Origin of the sequence: Streptomyces sp. NPDC093018 (assembly GCF_040684035.1) — a bacterium.
GTDB classification, from domain to species: Bacteria; Actinomycetota; Actinomycetes; order Streptomycetales; family Streptomycetaceae; genus Streptomyces; species Streptomyces murinus.
In genome coordinates, this window is the sequence record NZ_JBFBFF010000006.1 from 174,255 (window position 1) to 192,143 (window position 17,889).

The 17,889-nt window shown below is 73.6% G+C and carries 19 protein-coding genes, 1 pseudogene and 3 riboswitches; of the genes and pseudogenes, 10 read left to right on the forward strand and 10 right to left on the reverse strand.

The genetic code is table 11. The annotated features are described in order from the left end of the window. Nucleotides 1–5 precede the first annotated feature (5 nt). The 4 genes from ettA to AB0N90_RS16660 all read right to left on the reverse strand — a co-directional run bounded on the left by ettA (nucleotide 6) and on the right by AB0N90_RS16660 (nucleotide 3,175). Entirely contained in the window at nucleotides 6–1,673 is a 1,668-nt protein-coding gene (ettA, locus tag AB0N90_RS16645; protein ID WP_365197020.1) for an energy-dependent translational throttle protein EttA, read from the reverse strand. A 42-nt stretch (nucleotides 1,674–1,715) separates the two neighbouring features. Further along, nucleotides 1,716–1,779: riboswitch (Fluoride riboswitch) on the reverse strand. A 95-nt stretch (nucleotides 1,780–1,874) separates the two neighbouring features. After that, nucleotides 1,875–2,426 (reverse strand): hypothetical protein, encoded by a 552-nt coding sequence (locus AB0N90_RS16650; protein WP_365197023.1) that lies wholly within the window; start codon nucleotides 2,424–2,426, stop codon nucleotides 1,875–1,877. After that, nucleotides 2,423–2,707 carry a DUF211 domain-containing protein gene (locus AB0N90_RS16655; RefSeq protein WP_361673116.1) on the reverse strand — a complete coding sequence of 95 codons (285 nt, stop codon included), beginning with the start codon at nucleotides 2,705–2,707 and terminating at the stop codon, nucleotides 2,423–2,425. Before AB0N90_RS16655 ends, AB0N90_RS16650 begins: the two co-directional genes overlap by 4 nt. 122 nt (nucleotides 2,708–2,829) lie before the next feature. Next, a riboswitch (Fluoride riboswitch) is annotated at nucleotides 2,830–2,893 on the reverse strand. 87 nt (nucleotides 2,894–2,980) lie between these two features. Further along, the gene (locus AB0N90_RS16660; protein WP_365197025.1) at nucleotides 2,981–3,175 is read right to left on the reverse strand and encodes a hypothetical protein; all 195 of its coding nucleotides are present in this window, start codon (nucleotides 3,173–3,175) and stop codon (nucleotides 2,981–2,983) included. Between the two features lie 565 nt (nucleotides 3,176–3,740). On the opposite strand from AB0N90_RS16660, the gene AB0N90_RS16665 reads away from it, so the two are divergent. Then, entirely contained in the window at nucleotides 3,741–5,042 is a 1,302-nt protein-coding gene (locus tag AB0N90_RS16665) for a GAF domain-containing SpoIIE family protein phosphatase (protein WP_365197028.1), read from the forward strand. 38 nt (nucleotides 5,043–5,080) lie between these two features. Here AB0N90_RS16665 and AB0N90_RS16670 read toward each other — a convergent pair whose 3' ends face one another. Beyond that, nucleotides 5,081–5,230, reverse strand: a complete 150-nt coding sequence (locus tag AB0N90_RS16670) for a hypothetical protein (RefSeq protein ID WP_365197030.1) — start codon at nucleotides 5,228–5,230, stop codon at nucleotides 5,081–5,083. A gap of 100 nt (nucleotides 5,231–5,330) precedes the next feature. Then, the gene (locus AB0N90_RS16675; protein WP_365197033.1) at nucleotides 5,331–5,567 is read right to left on the reverse strand and encodes a hypothetical protein; all 237 of its coding nucleotides are present in this window, start codon (nucleotides 5,565–5,567) and stop codon (nucleotides 5,331–5,333) included. A 196-nt stretch (nucleotides 5,568–5,763) separates the two neighbouring features. After that, a riboswitch (Fluoride riboswitch) is annotated at nucleotides 5,764–5,835 on the forward strand. 167 nt (nucleotides 5,836–6,002) lie between these two features. Here AB0N90_RS16675 and AB0N90_RS16680 point away from each other — a divergent pair. Both AB0N90_RS16680 and AB0N90_RS16685 read left to right on the forward strand, forming a co-directional pair. Beyond that, nucleotides 6,003–6,209, forward strand: a complete 207-nt coding sequence (locus tag AB0N90_RS16680; RefSeq protein WP_365197036.1) for a DUF2180 family protein — start codon at nucleotides 6,003–6,005, stop codon at nucleotides 6,207–6,209. A gap of 234 nt (nucleotides 6,210–6,443) precedes the next feature. Beyond that, the gene (locus AB0N90_RS16685; RefSeq protein ID WP_361673102.1) at nucleotides 6,444–7,082 is read left to right on the forward strand and encodes a phosphatase PAP2 family protein; all 639 of its coding nucleotides are present in this window, start codon (nucleotides 6,444–6,446) and stop codon (nucleotides 7,080–7,082) included. Here AB0N90_RS16685 and AB0N90_RS16690 read toward each other — a convergent pair. Further along, a pseudogene (locus AB0N90_RS16690) lies at nucleotides 7,018–7,301 on the reverse strand (heavy metal translocating P-type ATPase); the annotation flags it as partial. The gene AB0N90_RS16685 and the pseudogene AB0N90_RS16690 overlap by 65 nt on opposite strands. Before the next feature lie 116 nt (nucleotides 7,302–7,417). Here AB0N90_RS16690 and AB0N90_RS16695 point away from each other — a divergent pair. From AB0N90_RS16695 to AB0N90_RS16705, 3 genes are all read left to right on the forward strand, one after another. Next, nucleotides 7,418–7,846, forward strand: a complete 429-nt coding sequence (locus tag AB0N90_RS16695; protein ID WP_365197039.1) for a hypothetical protein — start codon at nucleotides 7,418–7,420, stop codon at nucleotides 7,844–7,846. Between the two features lie 117 nt (nucleotides 7,847–7,963). Next, nucleotides 7,964–9,103, forward strand: a complete 1,140-nt coding sequence (locus AB0N90_RS16700; protein ID WP_365197042.1) for a PLP-dependent cysteine synthase family protein — start codon at nucleotides 7,964–7,966, stop codon at nucleotides 9,101–9,103. Further along, the gene (locus tag AB0N90_RS16705) at nucleotides 9,100–10,350 is read left to right on the forward strand and encodes an MFS transporter (protein ID WP_365197045.1); all 1,251 of its coding nucleotides are present in this window, start codon (nucleotides 9,100–9,102) and stop codon (nucleotides 10,348–10,350) included. Before AB0N90_RS16700 ends, AB0N90_RS16705 begins: the two co-directional genes overlap by 4 nt. Nucleotides 10,351–10,409: 59 nt before the next feature. Here the strand turns inward: AB0N90_RS16705 and AB0N90_RS16710 are convergent, their stop codons facing one another. Beyond that, nucleotides 10,410–10,844 (reverse strand): VOC family protein, encoded by a 435-nt coding sequence (locus tag AB0N90_RS16710; protein ID WP_365197048.1) that lies wholly within the window; start codon nucleotides 10,842–10,844, stop codon nucleotides 10,410–10,412. Between the two features lie 544 nt (nucleotides 10,845–11,388). Between AB0N90_RS16710 and AB0N90_RS16715 the strand changes: the two genes are divergently transcribed. The 4 genes from AB0N90_RS16715 (at nucleotide 11,389) to AB0N90_RS16730 (ending at nucleotide 16,004) form a co-directional block, all read left to right on the forward strand. Beyond that, complete coding sequence (locus AB0N90_RS16715; protein WP_365197051.1) at nucleotides 11,389–12,753, forward strand: beta-1,3-glucanase family protein; 1,365 nt, start codon at nucleotides 11,389–11,391, stop codon at nucleotides 12,751–12,753. A gap of 151 nt (nucleotides 12,754–12,904) precedes the next feature. Continuing rightward, entirely contained in the window at nucleotides 12,905–13,609 is a 705-nt protein-coding gene (locus tag AB0N90_RS16720; RefSeq protein ID WP_365197053.1) for a DUF2470 domain-containing protein, read from the forward strand. A gap of 16 nt (nucleotides 13,610–13,625) precedes the next feature. Next, entirely contained in the window at nucleotides 13,626–14,297 is a 672-nt protein-coding gene (locus tag AB0N90_RS16725; protein ID WP_365197056.1) for an isochorismatase family protein, read from the forward strand. 192 nt (nucleotides 14,298–14,489) lie between these two features. Continuing rightward, nucleotides 14,490–16,004, forward strand: coding sequence for an amidohydrolase family protein (locus AB0N90_RS16730; protein WP_365197059.1), 1,515 nt, complete (start codon nucleotides 14,490–14,492; stop codon nucleotides 16,002–16,004). A 34-nt stretch (nucleotides 16,005–16,038) separates the two neighbouring features. On the opposite strand, the gene AB0N90_RS16735 is transcribed toward AB0N90_RS16730, so the two are convergent. After that, complete coding sequence (locus AB0N90_RS16735) at nucleotides 16,039–16,794, reverse strand: class I SAM-dependent methyltransferase (RefSeq protein WP_365197061.1); 756 nt, start codon at nucleotides 16,792–16,794, stop codon at nucleotides 16,039–16,041. Nucleotides 16,795–16,942: 148 nt separating this feature from the next. Next, nucleotides 16,943–17,881 (reverse strand): alpha/beta hydrolase, encoded by a 939-nt coding sequence (locus AB0N90_RS16740; protein WP_365197064.1) that lies wholly within the window; start codon nucleotides 17,879–17,881, stop codon nucleotides 16,943–16,945. Between the last annotated feature and the right edge of the window lie 8 nt (nucleotides 17,882–17,889).

Sequence of the window (17,889 nt, forward strand, 5' to 3'; positions counted from 1 at the left end):
GGCGGTCAGCCGCGTACCAGCCGACGGTGGGTGATCCGGTGCGGGCGGGCCGCCTCCGCGCCCAGCCGGTCGAGCTTGTTGGCCTCGTAGTCGGCGAAGTTGCCCTCGAACCAGAACCAGTCGGCGCCGCCCTCCCAGGCCAGGATGTGGGTGGCGACCCGGTCCAGGAACCACCGGTCGTGCGCGGTGACGACCGCGCAGCCGGGAAAGTCCAGCAGCGCGTTCTCCAGCGACGCCAGCGTCTCCACGTCGAGATCGTTGGTCGGCTCGTCCAGCAGCAGGAGGTTTCCGCCCTGCTTGAGCGTCAGGGCGAGGTTGAGCCGGTTGCGTTCGCCCCCGGACATCACACCCACGGGCTTCTGCTGGTCGGCGCCCTTGAAACCGAACGTGGCGACATAGGCGCGCGAGGGCATCTCGACATCCCCGACGCGGATGTGGTCCACACCGCCGGACACCGCCTGCCACACCGACATGTCCGGGTCCAGTCCGGCGCGGTTCTGGTCCACGTAGGAGATCCGTACCGTGTCGCCGAGCCGCAGGGTGCCCGCGTCCGGCCGCTCCTCGCCGACGATCATCTTGAACAGGGTGGTCTTGCCGACCCCGTTGGGGCCGAGCACCCCGACGAGGCCGCCGCGCGGCAGGGAGAACGACAGCTCCTCCATCAGCAGCCGGTCGCCGAACCCCTTGGTGACCCGGTCGGCCTCCAGGACCAGGCCGCCCAGCCGTGGTCCGGGCGGGATCTGGATCTCCTCGAAGTCCAGCTTCCGCACCCGCGCGGCCTCGCTCGCCAGCTGCTCGTACCGCTGCACCCGCGCCTTGGACCTGGCCTGGCGCCCCTTGCCGCCGGAACGCACCCACGCCAGCTCCTCGGCCAGCCGCTTCTGCCGCTTGGCGTCCTTGCGGCCCTCCACCTGGAGCCGGGCCGCCTTGGTGCGGAGGTAGGTGGAGTAGTTCCCCTCGTACGGGTAGGCGTGGCCCCGGTCGATCTCCAGGATCCACTGGGCGACGTTGTCCAGGAAGTACCGGTCGTGGGTGACGGCGACGACGGTGCCCGGGTAGTCCGCCAGATGCTGCTCCAGCCAGGCCACCGACTCCGCGTCCAGGTGGTTGGTGGGCTCGTCCAGCAGCAGCAGGTCCGGCTGGGACAGCAGCAGCCGGCACAGCGCCACCCGCCGCCGCTCACCGCCCGACAGCTCTATGACCGGTGTGTCGGCCGGCGGACAGCGCAGCGCGTCCATCGCCTGCTCCAGCCGGGAGTCGAGATCCCACGCCCCGGCGTCGTCCAACCGCTCCTGGAGCGCGCCGAGTTCGTCCAGCAGCGGCTGCGTCTGCGCACCGCCCGCCTCGCCGAGACGGGTGGTGATCTCGTCGTACCGTCGCAGCCCGGCACGGATCTCCGCGACGCCCTCCTCGACGTTGCCGAGAACGGTCGTCGAGTCGTCAAGCCGGGGCTCCTGCTCCAGGATCCCGACACTGATCCCGGGGGCCGGGGCGGCCTCGCCGTCGGTGGGCCGCTCCAGCCCCGCCATGATCCGCAGGACGGTGGACTTGCCCATGCCGTTCGGGCCCACGACGCCGATCTTGGCGCCGGGCAGGAAGGAGAGCGTGACGTCGTCGAGGACGACCTTGTCGCCGTGGGCCGTACGGGCCTTGCGCATCGTGTACACATACATCCGCGATGCCTCCGGAAGCCGGGCCGCCGAACGCGGCGGCTGGTGCTCGCAGAGGCCATCAGCACGGAACGTGCGCTCAAGGGCGAGCCTCATCGCCCGTCTCCGTCCATGGTGCGCCCACCCGGTCCGTCCCCGCCAGCCGGACCGGTCACCGGGGTCACCGCCGTCGGCGCCCGAGAGGCACGGGTCCGGGGGCCGCGCTCAGGCGATGTGCAGCCACACACCGATCCAGGTCACGGCCACCCCGCCGCAGCCGAGCACCGCCGCCCACCGCACGGAACTCCCCGCGAACAGACGCCCCAGGATCGCCCCCAGCGCCGTGAGGGCGACGACGGCCAGCACCACCACGATCCACGACAGATCCGGCGCCGCGGCCCCGGCCAGCAGCGGCAGCGTCGCCCCGGCGAAGCTCGCGGTGCAGGCGATCACCGTGGCCGTGAGCGCGCGCGTCAGCGCGAGCCGGCCGAGCCGGGTCGTGGCCAGCTGCCCCCGCCGGGTCAGGTTCAACTGCCGTGAGGCGCGGATCAGATAGGCGCGGCGGTCGGCGTAGTCGGCCACGAACACCGCGAACGCGGCCGTCGTCAACGCCACCAGCCCCACCCGGAGCGCCAGCGAGGCGCTGACCGGCGCGCCCGAACCCACCAGCGAGGCGGCGGCCAGCGTCAGGGCGTTGAGCAGCCCGTCCACCAGGCCGAGGACCAGCGGCAGCAGGGACCGCGCGGCCAGGATCCGCAGCCCGTGGGCCGGGGTCATCGCGAACGCGGCTTGTTGTCCAGCAGATAGGCGCCGGCCACGACCTCGTCGATGCTGTGGACGACCGCGCCGGTGTGCTGGATCGCCTCGGTCAGCGCGTCGACGTCGATGTCGTCGCCCTCCACCGTGACGTTCGTGCCGACGGTCTCGATGTCGATCTCGGTGACCGCGATGTTCACCGCCTTCACCCCGGACACGGACTCGATCACCGAGGCGAGGTGGATCAGATCGGGCTCGTCGATCGTCTTGTCGACGTCCAGGACCAGCCGTCGTACGGGCATGTCCAACTCCTTCTGGCGGGGGTTCAGGCAGCCGGGGCGGAGGGCGAGTTGGAGAGTGACAAGGTGATGGCAGCCTCCTGACCCGTCATCGTCGGCGGGCAGCCGCGGCGGCTGTCCGGCCGGGAGAGGCAGAGGCCATCAGCACGGGATGTGCGGTCAAGGGCGAGCCTCATCGCCCTCTCCATAGTGCGCCACCCGGCGCACGTCCTGCCAGGTCCGCCGCGCCGATGTCGCCCTGCCCGCCCGTGTCTCGCCGCCATGAGCGGCCGCTCGTCACCCGCGCGGGCGCTTCCTGACGGGAGCCGTGAGGACGAGGACCGCCCAGCCGCCGTGTTCCGGCCGGAAGACCGCGCGCGCCGCGATCCCCCGCGCCCACAGCCGGTCGGCCTCCGCGGCGGCGGCCCGGCGGGCGGCGGGCCCGGTGCCGTAGCGCAGGACACGGGCGACCGGGTCGGCGAGGCCGCTCATGCCGCGCCACCATCGGCCCGCGGCGACCGGGCGACCACCCGACCGCCCACCCGCCCTCGGCCTTCACCCGTCCGGTTCTGGCGTGCGCCGTCCCGCCTCCGGCTTTCACTCGTCCGGTTCTGGCGTGCGCCGTCCCGCCTCCGGCCGTCACTCGTCCGGTCCTGGCGTGTGCCGACCCGCCTCCGGCCTTCACCCACCCGACCTTGGCCTTCACTCATCCGGCCTTGGCATTCGCTCGCCCGGCCCTGGTCTTCATCCATCCGGATCACCACCCTCGTCGGGCAGGGACCGTCGGCGGCGCCGGGCCGCGGTTGGCGGTGGGCCCCTCCACCGTCCGTCTCATCTCCACGGTACGGCCGCGGGCGACGTCCGCCGCCGCTGGCCAGGGGGAGTGAGGGGGGATTGCGCGGCGCCCCGGCGGGGCATCGGTGCGTAAAGACGGCGATGAGGCTCGCCGTGCGCGACCGCCCGGTCCGCGCCGCGCTGACGGCCTCTACCCGCGATCCCACCGGACAGGCGGTCCGGAACGAATCCCCACCGCCCCGGGGACGCCCGGAGGAGCGTCATGAAACGAGAGCCGACGCCACCGGCGGCGACGCCGTCCGAGGAGCTGCCACCGGAGGTCGCCGCGGCCCGGCTGCGGCTGCTCGCCGATGTGAGCCGCGCGCTGGCCTCCGGACTGGACGCGCAGGAGTCGCTGCGCAGGCTCGCCCGGCTGGTCGTGCCCCAGCTGGCCGACGCCTGTGTCGTGGACGTCGTCGAAGGCGAAGGGGTACGACGTCTCACGGTCACCGACCGGGACACCGAACGGGCGCTGCGCGTGCTGTCCGGCGGGCTGCTGCCCGGCCCGGACGACTCGGCCTGCGCGCTGGCGAAGGTGCTGCGCGGCGCGGGCCCCGTCGTGGTCACCGACTTCGGCGAACCCGACCCGGCCGATCCGCTGCGCGCCGCCCAGTGGTCCCTGTACCGGACGCTCGGCGCCCACCGCGCGCTGATCGTGCCCATGCGGGTACGACGGCAGGAACTGGGCGCCCTCACCTTCGTCCGCCGCACCGGGGCCCCGGCGTTCGACGAGCAGGAGCAGGCGCTCGCCGCCGACCTCGGCCAGCGCGCGGCCCTCGCCCTGGACAACGCCCGGCTGTACGCGCTCCAGGAGCACACCGCCGAGCAGCTCCAGCTCTCCCTCCTGCCCGACCTGACCGGCCTGGACCACCTCCAGCTCGCCACCCGCTATCTGGCCGCCCGCGAACGGGCCGAGGTCGGGGGCGACTGGTACGACGCCTTTCCGCTGCCCGACGGCTCGGCCGTGCTCGCCATCGGGGACGTGGTCGGCCACGACCTGGCCGCCGCCGTCCGGATGGGGCAGCTGCGCAACATGCTGCGCGCGCTCGCCTACGACAGCGGCGGCGACGACCCGGCGGGCATCATGTGCCGCCTGGACCGGGTGATGCAGGGCCTGACCAGCATCGAGCTGGTGACGGCCGTCATCGCGCGCATCGAGACCCCCGACGCCGGGCCGTGGCGGCTCACCTGGACCAACGCCGGCCACCTGCCGCCCCTGCTGGCCCAGCCCGACGGCCACACGCTGCTGCTGGAGGAAGGGCACGCCCCCATCCTCGGGGTGGACCCCGCGCTCGCGCGGGAGACGGCGACCATCACCCTGCCGCCCGGCGCCACCCTCCTCCTGTACACCGACGGCCTCGTCGAACGCCCCGGCGAGGACATCGGCCGCGGCCTGACCCGGCTGCGCCAGCACGCGGCCGCACTCGCCCGCGAGCCATTGGCCGTCTTCCGGGACGAACTGCTCTCCCGGATGAGCGACGTCCAGAACGACGACGTCGCCGTACTGGCCCTGCGCGTCCCCTGAGCCGCCACGGGCCGTTACGGCGGTCACTGCACGGGCCGTTACGGCGGCTGCTCATCGCTGGTCCACACCTCGGGCCCCGCGCCGCGCCATTCGACCCGGTCGGGGTCGTCCAGCCGTACCTCGTCCGGGTCCAGCCCGGCCGCCCACACCAGCCACAGCACGTCCACCGCGCCGCGCGCGTACCCCATGGTGCTGCCTTCCACGGTGACCCGACGGCCCCGGGAATCCGGTGGATGCACGACAACGGTGGCGAAGGAGCGAGACATGACGCGTCCGCCCGCGAGCCGGTTACGGCGTCTCGCCGGGCGACGAACCGCCGTCCGGCACCGAGCGGCTCCGCACGGCCGACGGCAGCCAGGTACCGACCCCGATGACCAGGGCGGCGAGCGCGGTGGCGGGCAGCGGCAGGCCGAGGAGGAGACCGGCGAACCCGGCGAGGACGGCGCCACCCGGCAGGCACAGCAGCAGCATGGCGACGAGCCCGACGGGGCCCTTCTCACGATCCTTCGTACGACGGCCGGCCATGGCAGCGGTCCTCCCTGCTCGGACTTCGAACAGGGACCGTTGGCGGCACGACCGCGGTTGACGGCGAGCCCCTCCGCCGTATGCCGTTCCACCGTAGAAGCGTCCGCCGAACCGGACAACCGGTGCGCGGCCGGGCGGGCGTCCGTGCACCGGCCGGAGCACGAAGCACTTGACCGTGGCCGCGCACACCTGTTGACTCGACCCCGGCGATGGATCCCGCCTGGACCTCGGTCCGAACCGCCCTCCGGCTGATGGTTCCTGACCGACGTCAGGAACGCATGCCCTCGGGAGGTACCGGGTGCCCGCCCCCTCTGAGACCCACCGCCGCTCACACGGCACGCCAGGAAGCCCCGCGGGCTCGTGTCCATGTCCGTGCCCGTGCTCGTGTCCCCGGGGTGCGAGTCTCCCCGCCGCCCTCCGGAACGGCGGTCGGCGATGAACTGCTTCGACTGCCAGGGCCTGGACATCGAGGCCGCGGCGGTCGCCGTCTGCCGTACCTGCGGCGCGGGCGTCTGCCACCGGCACGCGCACGCCCGGCCACAGGTCCTCCACCAGCTGGCCGGCACGGGCCTGGCGACGAGACCGCGCGCCGCACGACGGATGTTGTGCGGCACCTGCACGGCCGCCGAGAGCGATGGCTGACCCGGCCCGGCGGGGCGAGCAGCCGCCGCCATGGCCATCGACGGGACGGGCCGGAGCCGCGCGCGGACTCCCCCCGCTCGTCGTGAGAACGTCCTTCAGGCGCGGGTCCCACCGAGGCCCACACCCGCGAGCCTCGATCGCGCGGAAGGACATGCCGGGGGTGCGCCGCCCGAGGGGAGGGCGCACCCCCGGCACACATCGATCCGGAAGGGACGAACACCCGTGCCGGAAGCCATGAGCCGGAGCCGTGCGGCCGTCGGACTGCTGGGCGCGGCCCTGCTGTCCGTCGCGGCCCGGCACGAGGAGGTCCTGGCCCCGCTCGACCGGGGCATCAGGGTGCCCGCCCCGCACACGGAGCTGTCCCGGCGGGCGTGGCAGGCCGTGACCGTGCTGGGATCGCGCCCGGTCGCCTATACGGCGACCGCCCTGCGCTGCCTGCGCCGCCCGGACGGCCGGACCCGCCGGTCGGCTCCGGATCGCTGGCTGCCCCTCGCGGTCCTGGCCGTGGGCGACGTGACGCGCACCGCGATGTGCCGGGCCGTCGGCCGTCAACGTCCGCCGGGGGCCGGTCGGTTCGCGTCCTGCCACGGGGCGAGCTACCCCTCCCGTCACACGGCGACCGCCCTGCTGGCCACCGGCCTGGTCACCGGCTCGCGCACGGCCGCCTACGGGGCCGGTTGCGCCGTCGGCCTCAGCCGCCTCGCCCTGAGGGTGCACTGGCCCACCGATGTCCTCGGCGGCTGGCTGTTCGGCTACGGCTGGCTGACGGCGGCGGCGCGGATCGCCCGGACCGCCACGACACCAGATCTCACAGCCCGCTCCCCGCACCCGCCCGGCGCCGGGCACCGTCCGCCGGCAGACGCAGTCCGTTGAGCCCGACGATCACGATGGACCCCTCGTGCCCGGCGACGCCGAACGGCAGCGGCAGGGTGCCGGCCAGGTTCCACACGAGCAGGCCGGTGATGAACACCGCGGCGATGACCAGGTTCTGCACCACCGGGCGCCGGGCCCGGCGGGAAAGCCGTACGACGGCGGGGCGGTGGCGAGTTCGTCGCGGAGGATCACCGCGTCGGCGGTCTCCAGCGCGAGGTCGCAGCCGGGGAATTCACCCGATGCGGTGAACATCGCTCCGTAACCGCCCACTTCAGGGCGCCGGTTGACGGAAACCTCACGCACGCACCCGGCTACTCTTCGTGTCCATGCGGGCCGTGTCCTCCACGCGATACGACCGCTCCGTGCCACGGCCCGGAGCGGTGCTCGTCCTGCTGCTCGCCACGCTCCTCCACCTCTTCGGCTGCTGCCACGGCCCGACGGCATCCCCCGACGCCCGCGCCGACGTCCTGGCCCAGGCCTCGGCGACCACCCCCGGGGAGCTTCCCGGCGACCGGCCCGGGATGACCGCGGCCGGGCAGAGCGCACCCGACCCCGGCGGGGAAGCCCACTGCTCGGGCCTGGACCAGCCGACCGTCCAGCCGCGCGAGGCCGGTACGGGCGCGCCGCTCCTCGCCGCCGTTGCGCCGTCCGCTCCCGCGGACCTCCACCTCTTTGCCCCACCGGCGCGTCACCGGCTCCACCCACGGCCCCCGGCAGCACCCGCCGGGGAGGCCCGGGCCCGACTCGGCGTGTGGCGGACCTGATCGCTCCCACGCCGTGCCCCACACCCGTGGGCCGCACGGCGGACGATCACCTCCGTCCCCTTCCCACCGCCACCGGCCGGTCGCCCCGTACGGCACCGGCCGCAGGAGAAGCACGCCATGGACCAACCCACCCCCACCGCACGGCCGATGCCCGCGGCCCAGATCCTGGCCGACGCCAAACGCCCCCTGCACACCCCGGCCGGCCTCGTCGGCGGCACCCCGGTCCTGTGGATCGGCGCCCCCTTCACCGCGTCCGACCGCGGCTTCTGGGCCAAGCTCGAAGGTCTCAACCCCGGCGGGATCAAGGACCGTACCGCCCTGCACATGGTCCGCGCCGCCCGGGAGCGCGGACCGCTCGCGCCCGGCGCGCCCCTCATCGAGTCGACCTCCGGCACCCTGGGCCTCGGCCTGGCGCTGGCCGGGGCGACGTACGGCCATCCGGTCACCGTCGTCACCGACCCCGGCATGGAACCGCTGATGACCGGCCTGCTCACCGCGTACGGCGCCGCGATCGACGTCGTCGACACACCGCACCCGCACGGCGGTTGGCAGGAGGCCCGGCGGCGGCGCGTCGCGGAACTCCTGGCGCTGCGCCCGGACGCCTGGTGCCCGGACCAGTACAACAACCCGGACAACATCGCCGCGTACGCCCCGCTCGCCCATGAACTCGTCGCCCAACTCGGCCGGATCGACACCCTGGTGGTCTCCGTCGGCACCGGCGGCCACTCCGCGGGCATCGGCTCCGTGCTGCGCGGCTACTTCCCCGGCCTGCGGATCGTCGGCGTCGACACGACAGGTTCGACCATCTTCGGACAGCCCGCCGGGACCCGTCTGATGCGTGGCCTGGGCTCCAGCATCCACCCCCGCAACGTGGCCTACGACCTCTTCGACGAGGTCCACTGGGTCGCCGCCCCCGAGTCCGTGTGGGCCGCCCGGCGCCTGGCCCGCCACCACTACGCCACCGGCGGCTGGAGCGTCGGCGCCGTCGCCCTCGTCGCCCGCTGGCTGGCCCGCACCATGCCCGCGGAGCACCGCATCGCCACCGTCTTCCCCGACGGCCCCCAGCGCTACGTCGGCACGGTCTTCGACGACCCCTACTGCCACCGCCACGATCTGCTCGGGCCTCCGCCGGCCGACGACCCCGACGAGATCGGCGATCCGCAAGAGCGCACCGTCACCCGCTGGACGCGCTGCACCCGCGTCGCCGACCCGCTCGCCCGTCCCGTGCTGAACGCCCCCGTGGGAGCGGCTCGATGAAGCAGCTGTGGCAGCAGACCCGCTCCTTCCCGCCCGCGGCAAGGCTGCTGATGGCCAATCAGTTCGCCATCAATCTGGCCTTCTACATGCTCATGCCCTACCTCGCCGCCCATCTGTCCCACGGCCTCGGCCTCGCCGCCTGGGCCGTCGGACTCGTGCTCGGCGTCCGCAACTTCTCCCAGCAGGGCATGTTCCTCGTCGGCGGCACGCTCGCCGACCGCCTCGGCCACAAGGTCCCGATCATGGCCGGCTGCCTCCTGCGCACCGTGGGCTTCGGCCTGCTCGGCTGGGTGGACAACCTGCCCGCCCTCATCGTGGCCTCCGCCGCCACGGGCTTCGCCGGCGCCCTGTTCAATCCCGCCGTCCGCGCCTGCCTCACCACCGAGGCCGGCGAGCGGCGCGTGGACGCCTTCGCCACCTTCAACGTCTACTACCAGGCGGGCATGCTGCTCGGCCCGCTCGTCGGACTCGCCCTGCTGGCCGCCGACTTCCGGCTCGTGTGCACGGTCGCCGCCGCCGTCTTCGCCGCCCTCACCCTGCTGCAATGGCGCGCGCTGCCCGCCCGCCACCGGCACCCGGAGAACACCGAGACCTGCGGTGTCCTGGCGCAGTGGCGCGCCATCCTCGCCAACCGGCCGTTCCTGCTCTTCTCGGCGGCCATGATCGGCTCGTACGTCCTGACGTTCCAGGTCTATCTCGCGCTGCCGCTGGCCGCGGCCGACGCGCTCGGCGCCGAGGGGACCGCCGCCACCAGCGCTCTGTTCGTCATCTCGGCCGCCGTCGCCGTCGCAGGACAGCTACGGCTCACCGGCTGGGCCAAGAACCGCTGGCAGAGCGGCCAGGCCCTGGTGCGGGGGCTGACGGTCATGGGACTCGCCTTCGTCCCCCTGGCCCTGTGCCCGCGCGGCTCCTCGGCGGCCGTGCTCGCCTCCCTGGTGGTGGCCGTGGTCCTGCTGGCCGCCGGGTCCGCGATCGTCTACCCCTTCGAGATGGACACGGTCGTCGCGCTGTCCGGCAACCGCCTGGTCGCCACCCACTACGGCCTCTACAACACGGTCTCCGGGCTCGGCGTCACCCTGGGCAACCTCGGCACCGGGGCCCTCTGGGACGTCGCCGCCCGCCACGATGTCGCCTGGCTGACCTGGACGGCGCTGACCGTCACCGGGGCGGCCTGCGCGACGGCCGTCGCGGCGCTGGCCCGTACCGGCCGTCTGACCACGCCAGGGCCTCGACTCGCCCCGGTGTGATCCCGGCTCCCGGGCGGTCCCGGCCTGGCCGGCGGGACCGCCCGGGGGAGGGGCGGACCTCAGTCGAGACAGAATTCATTGCCCTCGATGTCCTGCATCGCGATGCAGGACTCGTTGAAGCCGTCGGCCCGCAGCACCTGCACCTGCACCGCACCGAGCGCGACCAGCCGCGCGCACTCGGCCTCCAGCGCGGCCAGCCGCTCCTCGCCCACGAGCCCGGTGCCGACCCGCACATCGATGTGCACCCTGTTCTTCACGACCTTCCCTTCGGGAACGCGCTGGAAGAACAGCCGAGGCCCTTCGCCCGAGGGATCGACACAGGCGAACGCCGCGCCCTGCCGCTCGGCAGGCAGCGAACGATCGAAATCACCCCAGGTGTCGAACCCCTCCGGCGGCGGCGGAACCTCGTAGCCCAGCACCTCGCACCAGAACCGGGCGACGCGCTCGGGGTCCGCGCAGTCGAAGGTGACCTGGATCTTCTTGATCGATGACATCGGCGCACCATAGCAGGGGTGCGCCGCCGTTCAACTGCCTTTTTGAAGCGGCACGTTGTCCACCGGACGGCAGGCCATGCCGACCGGCGCGGGGCAATATTGGCCCCCGCTGGCCCGCCGTCCCAGGCTCGGCGGGCCGACGCCTTGGGGGCGCCATCGCGAGGTAAACCGGAACGTACGCCTCCGGCCGTCCGATGGGAAGGCTTACGGGCGTGTGGCCCAGGTCACATGCGGTGACCGGTTACTTTGCCGCCCGGGGCGGGGTCTGCGCTTCATCCGGGTCGCCCTCTCCCGGCCTGTTCGCTCCCGCGTCGTGGGCGCCGTGCTTGCCCCTTCGGCCGGTTCGGACGAGGTCGGCCGACACCGCCGACGCGGGCCCGGTGTTCGAGAGCCGAACGAATTCCGCTGTGGTGCCGTTCATTTGTGAACAACCCATTGACTGGCCCCGGGGAGCTTGCCACCATCACCCTCACCCGAGAGCGCTCTCAGGCTGCGTCACGGTTCGGTCTCCAGCACGGTCCCCACCCGTTCGAGGAGTACGCCCATGCCAGTCGGCTCCGCCTCACCACGCCGCGCGCCGGGACGACCCCGGTCCCGGCCCCATCTCGTCCTCGCGCTGCTGATCGCGCTCGTCGCGGCGCTCGGACTCACCGTCACCTCCCAGAGCCCCGCCCGCGCCGCGGGCACCCTGCTCTCCCAGGGCAGACCCGCCACCGCCTCCTCCACCGAGAACGCCTCCTTCGGTGCCGCGCAGGCGGTGGACGGCAATGATCAGACCCGCTGGTCCAGCGCGTTCGCCGACCCGCAGTGGATCATGGTCGACCTCGGCTCGGTCCAGCCCCTCACCCAGGTCACCCTGAAATGGGAGGCCGCCTACGCCAAGGCCTTCACCCTCCAGACGGCCACGGACCCGAACGGCCCCTGGACCACCGTCTACTCGACCACCGCCGGCACCGGCGGCGTACAGAACCTGAACGTGAGCGGCTCCGGGCGGTACGTCCGGATGTACGGCACCCAGCGCGCCACCCCGTACGGCTACTCCCTCTGGGAGTTCCAGGTCTACGGCGGCTCCGGCGGCACCACGCCCCCGGACGACTTCTGGGGCACCACCGACGACATCCCGCCGTCCTCGGCCGTCATGAAGGTGAAGGTCCTCAACCGGACGGGCGGCGCCTACCCGGACAGCCAGGTCTACTGGAGCTACAACGGCCAGGAGCACTCCATCGCCGAGCAGCCCTACGTGGACATCGTCGCCGCTCCCGCCCAGCGCATGTACTTCTACGTCGGCTCCCCGAACGGCCAGTACTACGACTTCATCGAGTTCACCACCGGCACGTCCTCGTTCAGCGGCAACACCACCCGGGTCGACGCCTGGGGTCTGCCGCTGGCGATCCGGCTGCACTCGCACAGCGGACAGGACGTCCAACTGGGCGACGCCCAGGACCTGTTCACCATGACCCGCGACCAGGTGTTCCAGAACTTCCAGAACTCCGTGCCGCAGCAGTTCAAGGTCCTGGCCCAGACCCAGGCGCCGTACCGGATCATCGCTCCCGGCAGCGACCCCAGCTTCCGGTCGGGCGGCGCCAACGCCAACTACTTCACGGCGTACGCCAATTCGGTCGGCGTGAACGAACCCACCTCGAACATCTTCGGCTGCGCCGGGTCCCTCGCCTCCAACGCGGCCCTGTGCGCCGCGCTCAACCGGCACACCGCGGACCTGCCGGCCGCGCAGCAGCAGGACCCGTCGAAGTTCTACGGCGGCGACCCGGCCAACTGGTATGCCAAGTACTGGCACGACCACGCCATCGGCCACCTGGCGTACGGCTTCCCGTACGACGACGTGGCGGGCCAGGCTGCGTACACCTCGATGGACGGCCCGCAGTGGATGGAGGTCGCGGTCGGCTACTGAGGGACCGTACGCCCGGCACACGCGCACGCCCCTTCACCGGTGATCGTCCCGGCCGGTGGAGGGGCTCTGTGCGCCCGGGGTGACTGGCCAATCGGACGAGGTGTGAGTTAGGTTAGGCTTACCTTACTTTCCCTGGTCCTGGAGGGCCCGGATGCGTCGTACCCCCAGTCCTGCCAGCGCGCCGACGGCCGCCGAGCGTGTCCGGTCGATCCTGGCCGCCGCCCACTCGATGACCGTCGTCAGCGACGGCCGGCACCATGAGATCCGCCGACTCGACGGCACCGGTGCGATGGGACATTTCCATCTGCACGCCGCCTGGGAAGGCACCGGCACCCCGTCCCCCGCACGGGTGCCGGTCCGCCTGGAACTCACCGACATAGCGCCCACGCCGGTACGCGACCGGCTGCGCGCCCGGGTCACCCTGACCGGGGTGCTGCGCGCGCCGTACGACCCCGACGCCGTGGACAGTACGTGCATGGAGTTCGGGCAGGGCGTCCTGGAGGACTCCGGTGGACGCGCGTACGTGACCCTCCAGGAACTGGAGGCGACCGAGCTCGATCCGCTGGCGACCTGCGAGGCGGGCATCCTGACCCACCTCGTGGACGAGCACGCCGATCTCGTGCCCCGGCTGCTGCGGCTCGTACGGCCACGCCCGGAGCCCGGCGTGACGAAGGTGGTCCCGGTGGCCATCGACCGCTACGGCCTGACCCTCCGTCTGGAACGCCGGCGCACCCACCACGACGCCCGGATTCCGTTCCGCACCCCCGTGCGCGACCTCGACCATGTCGGGCCGCAGATCCACGCCCTGCTGTCGGCGGCGCGCCGCCTCTCCCACACCGGCCATCTGCTGGCCTGAGCCGAAAGGCGAGACCATGACGTCCTCGAGCGTCGTCCCGTACCCCATGCCCGACGCGGCGTCGCTGCCGGACGGCGGCCCTTGCTGGCGCCTCGATCCGTGCCGCGCCGCACTCGTCGTGCAGCATATGCAGGAGTACGTGCTGCGCGCCCTGCGGGAGACCGCGCCGGTCGCCGAACTCCTCGACAACATCGTCCGGTTGACCGATACCGCCCGCTGCTTCGGAGTGCCCGTCGTGTATGTGACGCGGATACCGGGGTCGCGGTCGGTCGGGGGAGAGGGGCCGGGGCCGGTGTTCCCCGCGCCGGTCCCGCTCGCACCGCCCACCGAGACGGACGCCCGCGCCGTCGTGGACGTCCTGCGGCCGGAGACCGGCGACACGGTCCTGACGGCCAAGCGGTACAGCGCGTTCGCCGGCACCCGGCTGCGCTCGCGCCTGAAGGAACTCGGGCGCGACCAGGTGGTGGTCGTGGGCGCGGCGGCGCGCACCGACGTACTGCTCACGGCGGCCGACGCCTGGATGCAGGACCTCGAACCGTTTGTTGTCGCCGACGCCATGGCCGACCGCACGGCCGCCGACCACGCCATGGCCGTCCACTGGCTGGCCGCCACCTGCGCGACCGTCACCGTCACCGAGGCCGTGCGCGCGGATCTCCGCGGCCGGCCCGCGGACACCCTGGCGATCTGAGCACGCCAGGGGCCCGCCGAGGCGGTGGCCCGCCCGACGGCGAACGGCCGGGCGGGCCACCGCGGTTCACATCCCACCGGTTCACGTCCCAACCGTTCACATCCCGCCTGCCCGCAGCCCTGGGTAAGGTGAGGCCGCGTTTCTCGCCGGTCGTGCGGCCAAGAGCCGCCCGGCGTCCTCCAGGGAGGCTTCATGACCGACTTCGCGCTCGTACTCGACCGGGTGCGGCTCGGCGCCGGCGGTCCGCTCGGCCGGGTCCGCGTGGCCGACGGCACCATCACCCATGTCGTCACCGGCGCGGAGCACGGCGACCGGGCGGCACCCGGCGGCCGTGAGCGGGTCGTGGACCTCGACGGGCGCGTCCTGCTGCCGGGGCTGTGGGACGCGCACGTCCACCTGGCGGAGTGGGCGAACGCCCGGCACCGCCTGGATCTGGCCGGCACCGGCTCCGCACGGGCGGTCGCCGACCTGGTGCGGCGGCAGACCGGCGGCCCCCGCGACACCGTCCTGTTCGGGTACGGCTTCCGGGACGGGCTGTGGTCCGACGCCCCGCACAAGAACCTGCTCGACGCGGTGCTCCCGGACCGCCCGGTGGCCCTGGTCAGCGCCGATCTGCACGCCGTATGGCTCAACTCCCCGGCCCTGGCGCTGGTCGGCCGGGGCGACCACCCCACCGGGCTGCTGCGCGAGCACGAGACCCATGAGGCGCTGTCCGCCCTGCCCAAGCCGCCTGTCGAGGTGGTCGACGACCGGATCGCCGAGGCCTGCCGGGCCGCCGCCGCACGCGGGGTGACCGGTGTCATCGACTTCCAGTACGGCGACACGGTCGAGGACTGGACACGGCGTACGGCGCACATCCCGCCCGCCGTGCGCGTGGCGGCGGCCGTCTATCCCAGCCGCCTCGACGCGGCCCTCGCCCGGGGCCTGCGCACCGGCAGCGGGGTCGGCCGCCATCCGGAGCTGGTCCGGGTGGGCCCCCTCAAACTGTTCACCGACGGCTCGCTCAACACCCGTACCGCGCTGTGCCACGACCCCTATCCGGGCCTGGAGGGCACCGAGGGCGCGCACGGCATCGAGGAGACGGCGCCCGAGGAGCTGGTACGGCTGATGCGACGGGCCGCCGCGCACGGCATCGAGCCCGCCGTGCACGCCATCGGGGACCGCGCCAACAAGGTGGCCCTGGACGCCTTCGCGGCAGTGCGCTGCCGCGGCCGGATCGAGCACGCGCAACTGCTCAGCCCCGAAGACCTGCCGCGCTTCGCGGAGTTGGGGGTCACGGCCGGAGTGCAGCCCCGGCACGCCACCGACGACCGGGACGTGGCCGACCGGCACTGGGCCGGGCGCACCGACCGGGCCTTCGCCTACGCCGCCCTGCACGCGGCCGGCGCCCGGCTGGAGTTCGGCTCGGACGCCCCGGTGTCCCCGCTGGACCCCTGGCTCGCCGTCGCGGCGGCCGTCAGCCGTACCGACGACGGACGTCCCGCCTGGCACCCGGAACAGCGTCTGTCCGTACCCGACGCGCTGGTCGCGGCGGCCCGCGGACGGCGGCTCGTCCGGGTCGGGGACCCGGCCGACCTGGTCGTCGTGGACGTGGACCCGCTGAAGGCCGACGCGGCCACGCTGCGGGCGATGCCGGTGCACGCCACGATGACCGGCGGACGCTGGACCCACGGCCCGTACGACTCCGTTCCCCCGACGGCTGTGTGACCCGGCGGCGGCCACAACGGCCGGTCCCGGGCGGTCACTTCTTGCGGGACACCTCCAGGCCGCCGTGCCCGGGGAGCGTGACGGAGGTGAACGGCCCGGCGGGGTCGCGGACATGGGCGAGATAGTCGCCGTACCGGCGGCGCCCGCTGACCACGTTGTCGCAGACGACCAGCGCGCCGGGACGCAGCAGCGGTGTGACGATCCGCAGCGCGGGCAGTGCCATGGGGATCCAGATGTCGACCAGCATGAAGTCGATGGGGCCCCGCAGGGTGGCCAGCGTCTCGCGCAGGTCGCCGACGAGGATGTCGACATGCTCGGACACTCCCGCGGCGGCGATGTTGGCACGGGCCTCGGCGACCTTGCCGGGCTCGTGCTCCGTGCCGAACACCTTGGCCTCGGGCAGGCCGTCGTCCGCGCAGCGCGCGGACGCGCCGTCGGCGACGTTGTCGCGGACCGCCGCGGCGAGATAGATCGTGGACACGCCGTAGGAAGTGCCTGCCTCGACGACCCGGCGGGCGCCGGTCGCGCGGCACAACTGGTAGCACAGGGCGGCCTTGTGCGGATCGAGGGCGACCAGTTTGTCGGCGAGCCACGCCTTGCCGTGCGCCGACCCGGTGGGGTCCCACGAGCCCTCGCGCACCCGGCTTTTGACGGCGTGGGCGAGGACCGGCGCGAGCGCGGTGCGGGTCTGACGACGGCTGCGGGCGTGCAGCCGGTCGGCCACCGCGCGGGCCCGGTCGTCCAGCGGCGACGGGGCGTAGGCGGCGGTTCGTGCGGCTCGGTCGGTCATCGGGGCACCTCCGGTGCGGGGTCAGCCGTTTCGGTCGGTCGTCGGAGTACCTGTGGTGCGGGGGCAGTCGTTCAGGTCGGTCGGCGGAGTACCTGTGGTGCGGCGGCAGCCGGTCAGGGCCGTTCTTCCGGGCACTTGGGGTGCGCCGTCAGCCGTTTCGGTCCTCGGGTAGGGGCCGCTTCGGCTCGGGGGCGTCCGGCTGCCGGACGAGCCGGGCGATCTCGTCGACGACGAGGCCGGGCTCGGTCAACGGGACGTAGTGGCCGGAGCGTTCGGCGATCACCTGCCGGCCCCGCGGTGAGACGGCGGCCCGGCGGGCGTGCGAGGCGTTCGCGGCGGCCCGGATCGAGCGGCTCATGCCGTTGCCCGCGCGGGCGCCGGACACGACGGTGAGCGCGAAGTCACCGGCGTCGGGCGGGGTGTCGCGCCAGGCGGCGAGTTCGTCCAGGAAGGTGCGGTTGGTCTCGGCCCAGGTGGACATCGCCCCCGGCGTGAACGCCTCCCGCCGCATCGCCGCGCGTACGTCCGCGGGCGCGGCCCGGAGCAGGGGGCGATGCAGCAGATGCAGCAGACCGAGGCGGGCGAGCAGACCGTAGACGCGGGGCACGATCCGGCTCATCCGGCGAAAGCCCGGCGAGAACAGCACATCGGCGGCCTCGTCCGTGGGCTCGACCAGCACCAGGCCGGTGACCCGGTCGGGGCGGTCGGCCGCGGCGCGCCGTACGATCGGGCCGCCGGCGCTGTGCCCGACCAGGACGAACGGGCCGGGCCCGAAGTGGTCGAGCAGATCGCCCAGGTCGTCGGCCATCCGCGTGAGCGTCCGCCCCGCCGCATCCGGCGCACTGCGGCCGAGACCGGCGCGGTCGTAGACGATCGCACGGGCGAACCGGGCGACCGCGGGCTGCACCCCGGCCCAGGAGGAACGGTCGGCCGCCACCCCCGCCTCGAACACGACCGTCGGCGGCACCCGGCCGGGAGCCGGCGGCCCGGCGTCCGGCTCGCGGGTGTCGAGGACCATCGCGTGCAGCCGTCGTCCGTCACGGGTGGGCACCCACACGGACTCGCCCTGGGTGTACGGCCGAGCCATAGGAATCC